The 5,956-nt window shown below is 53.2% G+C and carries 4 protein-coding genes; 1 reads left to right on the top strand and 3 read right to left on the bottom strand.

Going from position 1 to position 5,956, the window contains the following annotated elements:
- On the top strand, positions 1-164 hold a 164-nt coding region (locus K1Y02_24690), incomplete at its 5' end, for a thioredoxin-disulfide reductase (protein MBX7259580.1).
- 203 nt (positions 165-367) lie between these two features.
- Here K1Y02_24690 and K1Y02_24685 read toward each other — a convergent pair.
- The 3 genes from K1Y02_24685 to K1Y02_24675 form a co-directional block, all read right to left on the bottom strand.
- On the bottom strand, positions 368-745 hold the full coding sequence (locus K1Y02_24685) for a hypothetical protein (protein ID MBX7259579.1): 378 nt from the start codon (positions 743-745) through the stop codon (positions 368-370).
- Between the two features lie 142 nt (positions 746-887).
- Positions 888-4,820, bottom strand: coding sequence for a S8 family serine peptidase (locus tag K1Y02_24680; protein MBX7259578.1), 3,933 nt, complete (start codon positions 4,818-4,820; stop codon positions 888-890).
- Between the two features lie 318 nt (positions 4,821-5,138).
- A partial coding sequence (locus K1Y02_24675) for a 4Fe-4S dicluster domain-containing protein (protein MBX7259577.1) occupies positions 5,139-5,956 on the bottom strand: 818 nt, incomplete at its 5' end.

The raw sequence follows: 5,956 nt of genomic DNA, 5'->3' as shown, positions 1-5,956 counted from the left end.
CCGGCTACCTCGTTACGAAACCCGGCACGTCTTTGACCAATATCGAAGGCGTGTTTGCGGCGGGCGACGTGCAAGACAAGATCTATCGGCAGGCCATCACGGCGGCAGGTTCCGGCTGTATGGCCGCACTCGACTGCACACGCTGGCTTGAGGCGCAACACTAAGTCAAGAATCGGGAAAAAGGAGCCTTCGAAACCGCCGAAGGCTCCTTTCCAATTACAGTGCCGTGTCGCCTTTGCTAACATTCCCAGTTGGGATACCGGAAACTCGAAAAGTGTCGAAGCGAAACCTCTACCTCGTCACCGGAACGCGGGAGATCAAGTATTGGTGGCAGGACATGCCCTGCTGCTCGAGACTAGTCTATTGGCTAGTTGCCGAGAGTGATAATGACATCTCCACTTCTGTATATTTCAACCTTCGCCCCGGAAATTCCCATTATCCTCACATCTTCAGCCAAGTCTGGATTGGTATCAATCCTGACCACGGCCCGGGACGCGGTATTGGTACTTCCGTACAGTCCAACGCATGACCGTGACGCCCAGATGTACGCTTCATCTGGATGACTGCCGTCACGAAGTCTGGTTCCACTTCCATCGCCATACAGATCAAACCATTCCATGAAGCCCGCGGGTCTTCCAAGACTGTCTCGATACACTTTCACAGGATTAAAAGCGTACACAACGCTGGTCGTCGTGACAGCTGCCAACAGCGCACACACCGAAATCACAAAGTATCGCTTCTTCATTATCTTGTCTCCGGTATTAAGAACTCGTGTTTTCCAGTCTTACACTTAATTCCGATTCGCCTTGGCAATAAGGAGCCAAAGTCCCCGTGACTTGGTTCCTTAACGGAAGTCGCCTTTATCGGTCTACCGCCGACGAACATACTCAGAATCGCTCCCACCAGTAGATGGCGCCTTCGGGGTTGCCAAAAGTGCCAGGTGTTGCGGTAGGCGCTTCATCCGCCCCAATGTCAGGGGCTTGATCTTCGGCAAGATGCGGCCCAATAGCATCATCAAAGTCTCGAATGTAGTCTTTCCAACTGATGTTATACGGCTTGATGCCGCTGTCCCTACAGGGAGAATCGTCACTAATGTGTAGAAACTCGTCCCAACCTGCTTGCGGCGAAACCGATGTGAATTCCGGCGTGATATTTTGCCAGGCCCCGATACAATTCTGACCCCAATTGGGATTTGTTGGTACGTCAATCATGCAGTAGTCTGGCGTACCACTCAGAACGATTTCGTCATTTGAGTTGGCCCACACTATGCAATTGATAATAGGATGTCTCGGATTACAGTCGTAGATGCCGCCGCAACCAGAGGTTGGAGCAGTGTTTCCGTAAATGGTGTTGTTCTCGATTGACCCGTAGTCACATTGGAACATTGCGCCACCGTACCCGGAGGCCTGATTCGCGTAAAAAATGTTATAACGTATGATGGCACCGGAGGCCCCGCCCCCAGTCTCATCCACTGTGTATGCGGAAGCAATGCCGCCGCCATTTACTGCATCGTTATATGCGATGAAATTCTGTTCGATGGTACCATTACACGCAGCGATTGCCCCTCCCTCGCCACCAGCCGAATTATTGAAGAACACATTCTTCCTGATGATGCTGAATTGGCGCCCTGCAATATTGCTGCAACCGTAAATGGCCCCGCCGTGTTGAATCGCACCGTTGACGTACTCCTCAGCATACTGCTGAGTCCCAAACTCATTTCCCTCAATCAGGCCATGGCAATAGGCAACCGCCCCCCCGAATGTTGCCCCGTTGGCTTTGAAAATGTTGTACATAATCCTAGCTGTGGACCCGTTCGAGATGCTCGTGCCACCACAAATACCTCCACCGCTTGGGACACCCCACCCTGCGGTAATTGTGAACCCAATGATCGCGGAAGCGGGACCTTGCGCAGCGCTCATCCTCACAGCGGGTCCCATCTTCCACCCTGAGATAATCGTACTTTCAACCACGGCTCTATCGTTCGGATCCGAAGAGGTAATAGCCAGGTTCTTGCTGCCAAGATCGATACTGCAGTAGTAACCCGGATAGACCTTCACAACTGAATGATTGGGTACAGCAGTTATGGCGTCTCGGATTCCTAGTCCCCCGTTGAACGGGAAGTTGACTATACCCTCCGCCCCTGCCGGTGCGTTGACTGTATAGACCCCTTCCCGGTCCGGCTTGGCCCCGGCAAAAACCCGATCGCGAATACCGTTTGGGCTGGTTGTTGACCCCTTGAGGTGCATATTGCCGTTTGGGTCAATAAAGGCAGCGACCGTTCCGTCTGCCTTCTTAATAATGAACTCCCTGTTTGTCGCGGACGGCTGCGGGGAGGTTTCAATCGAGATGGTGCCCTTGAGGTAGAACCTTGGCCATACGTAGCCGGAACCAGCGTTACCTCGGTAAGAATCCAGGCGGGCCAACACCGTACCGTCGGCTCGGCGCACGATAAACTCTTTGGAATCCGTTGGCTCTAGTTCTGCTGATGATGCAGATTCCTTAATATCTCCGTCGATGATGAAGCGTCCATCCTCGTCCCACGACATTATCGACTTTCCACGGCTATCTCGAACTCTAAAACGTTTCTTCTTGGCCAACGACACGGCACCAAAGCCGTCGACGCGCCCCCACCCTGTATAGTAGTCACGTCCCGGCGCGGCCGTTTCGCTGTAGGAAAACCACTGCCCCGTGTGCGGTCCCTGCTCGCTGAAGTTCTCTGTGTAAACAAGGTCGTATGCCCCCCACTGCAAGAATGCCTGGACTTCGGCAGGTGAGAAGCTTGGGTCCACTGTCAGCACGAGTGCGGCCAGTCCTGCCACAGTAGGGCCTGCTGTTGACGTACCGCCTGTCGTTCGATAGTGCTTATCGGGATCGTCAAAGAATGCTATGTTCGGAACATCAACATACTCCGTAATATCCTTTGACCCAGGGTGCTCGTGCTTCACTGGAGCAAGTACATCTAGAGACCAGCCATAGTTGGACCCCTCCAGATGATCGCCCACCTTTTGCACCCCGTCTACCGTTGAATATTCTCCATCATTGATAAATTCTGCTCTTCGTTCAGTAGAGTTGGACTCGTTCAATGCCACACTACTCATACCCGCGGCAATCACTTCCGGCAACACGGCGGGATAGGACGGGTTGGCATCAAGACTCTTGCCTTCGTTCCCGGCGGGTGCGACAATCAATACTCCCCGCGCTCTGCCTTCGCGCACAGCCTCATGGACTCCAAGATCATACGTCTCGCAAATGGGAACGTAAACTACATGAGCGCCACTTCTACACGCATACAGGATTGCTTGTTCCATTCTTCCACTAGAATAAACGTCAAACATGTGCATGTTCTGAACATCATTGGCAAAAGTACCCATTCGATATCGAACTGGCATCACTTGGGCAGTCCAACAAGCTCCAGCGATTCCTTCAGAAATCTGGCCCGATATGATCGTGTTGTTCCCACGCGCAGCGGCCACACCAATGAGGGTCCCATGCCCTCGGCCGAGTTCAAAAAGGTAAGGCCTGTCTTGATTAGGCGTACCATCCGGATTCTCGAAATAGCCGCAGTAATCCGGGTAGGGAATATGGTCTCCCCCGGTAAAACTCAGGGGATCATTTCCCACGAAATCCCAGCCGAAAACGTCGTCAACATATTCGTTTTGATCGTCATCATCACCTAATCCATTCCGAATATTCAGAAGTTCGGCTTGGTTTATCCACTGATTTGTGGCAAGTGGCGGATCACCGAGGACTGGACTCTTAACCAAAAAGTCTGAGTGTCCTTCTATCGAGTCCTTAATGCGTGGGCCTGCATTTTCGGGAGCATACTGCACTTCGCCTCCCCACGCGGAGCCTTGCTGCAAATGCGTCCAATGGCCGTCTATTTGCCTGTTCCTGAAGTCCAACGCCACGCCCGTGTCCAAGCTCGCGATGACTATACGAGGGAATTCGGAGAGCAATGCGGGCGCTGTCGGATTTCCGTAAACGGCATTCCATGCCGCAGGCATGCTCATCAACCTCATATTCCATTGCCCATACTGTAAATTTAAACCACTTGGACCGGTCGTAAAGAGCTCATCGACAGGATCTGTAGCCGCAACTTGAAATAGAGGTGTGAAATCAGGCGTGGCTTGAATGACAAACGGCAGGTCATTGAAACGATTCGCTTCTTCAAGAGCGTCTTTCGCGCCGAGTTCTCTTGAGCTCTTTGTAACTACCACACGGTATCCACGTTCACCTATTGTTGAATACTCTTGCCCGTAGAGAACTTCGAGTCTCTCCCTGCAGAACAAGCTTCTCATGTCGCAGTCGGATACCCTAAGGGGAACAGTGACGTAGAACATATCGGACAGGGCTGCTTCTCGACCGCCTTCATGGATATGCACAGGATTAGCAGACAACACACCCGGCTCGTCATTCAGGTTTCTTATCAGCGAACGAATGTACTCGACTGAATGTTTCTTCCCGAGATAGGCAACTATAGGCTTTGCACCTTTAAATCCAGTCTTCTCGTCAAAAAAGGCGCTGTCGAAGACATTGAGGAATTCATATTTCTTCAAAACACCCTGTGCATCTTCAAAAGTCGCGGTATCGGTAAATGTGACAGCTATTTTGTCCAGCGCGAGTTCAATGCCTACGATTTGCTTTCTGTACCCACAATAGTAATCGGTACTTTCGGGTTGTGCGATCGTTCCCGAAGGGGAATTGGACAAAGGAGGATCTTGGGAAGCTGCCGCATTGGCCGTTTGCGCATTCGCACCCCAGCCCCAAACTGGACTCAGAGCGGCCAGAAACGCCAAAAGAATGGACCCATTGATTTTCACTATAGTTTCCCCCGACAGTCACTACCACATTTTGATGACGTGCCCCCCTCCGTACACATAATAGCGCTATATATCCTTGTTTGGCAATAGGACTCTTTGGCTTGACGTTTTCAATGGGGATACACCGCATTGGTGATACGGTCGAACAACATCCAGTGGTGTCGACTTGATGAATGTCAGAGTAAGAGTACAGGCCACCGCTAAAGCGGAAGACGCCGTCAGTCTTGAGCACCAGTCAATTGGGATCAAACCACCGGATACGACGGGTCGGACCTTTTCCTTGTGACCAGCGAGATATTCTCGCGTAATATGGTGTGCTTATCCTGCCCCGTATGGGTCGTTTGATGGCGTACTCGCAGGTGCGCTTTGAGGTGGCGCGGCGGCAGGCACGGGCTCTCCCATCGGCAGGATCGGTTGGTTCTTCGAATGCCGTGACTCGTTGGTGCTCGACACACGCACAGCCGCTTTGTCCTTGAACACGCACTTGTTCTCGCAGATGCCGCAGCCGATACATAGATTTGGGTCAACACGCGGCTGCTTCACCACCCGTGTTGCGCCGTCGCGCACCTGCACGGTCGTTTCCACGAAGTAAATCGCCTTCTTGGGCAAGGGGCAATGCTCTTCGCAGATCATGCATTCGCGGCCGTAAGCGTACGGCAGACAACGCGTCACGTCGAACGAGGCCAAGCCGATCTTGGTCGTCTTCTTTTCTTCAACGGGCAACGGCACAATCGCTTCCGTTGGGCACACGTGGCCGCACAGGGTGCATTCGTATTCGCAGTACCCCAGTATCGGCACCAGACGCGGCGTCCACATTCCTTCGACGCCCGCTTCCAAGAACGTTGGATTCAACGCGTTCGTAGGGCACGCCTTCATGCACAACCCGCATTGCACGCACCGTTCGAGGAAGTCGCGTTCGGGCCGCGCGCCCGGCGGGCGAATCAATCCGGGATTGAACACGCGTCCTTGCGCTTCCGGCGTCAGGCGAAATGCGAGCAACGTCCCAACACCCGCGACTCCCGAACCCAGCAGCATGCGGCGCGACAAGTCGAGCGGCGCAACCTCCTGTTTCTTCCACGGTGGGAAGAGTTCGAAGGTGCCCGCTCCCCAGTTGCAGCGCGCCGCGCAGTTCAGAC

The organism is Candidatus Hydrogenedentota bacterium (assembly GCA_019695095.1).
Lineage (GTDB): Bacteria > Hydrogenedentota > Hydrogenedentia > Hydrogenedentales > SLHB01 > JAIBAQ01.
The sequence above is the reverse complement of the archived record's forward strand: the minus strand, read 5'-3'. Positions and strand labels throughout refer to the sequence as shown.

Coding starts and splice junctions, on each gene's coding strand:
- K1Y02_24685 (MBX7259579.1), bottom strand. CDS start 745: ATGAAGAAGCGATACTTTGTGATTTCGGTGTGTGCGCTGTTGGCAGCT.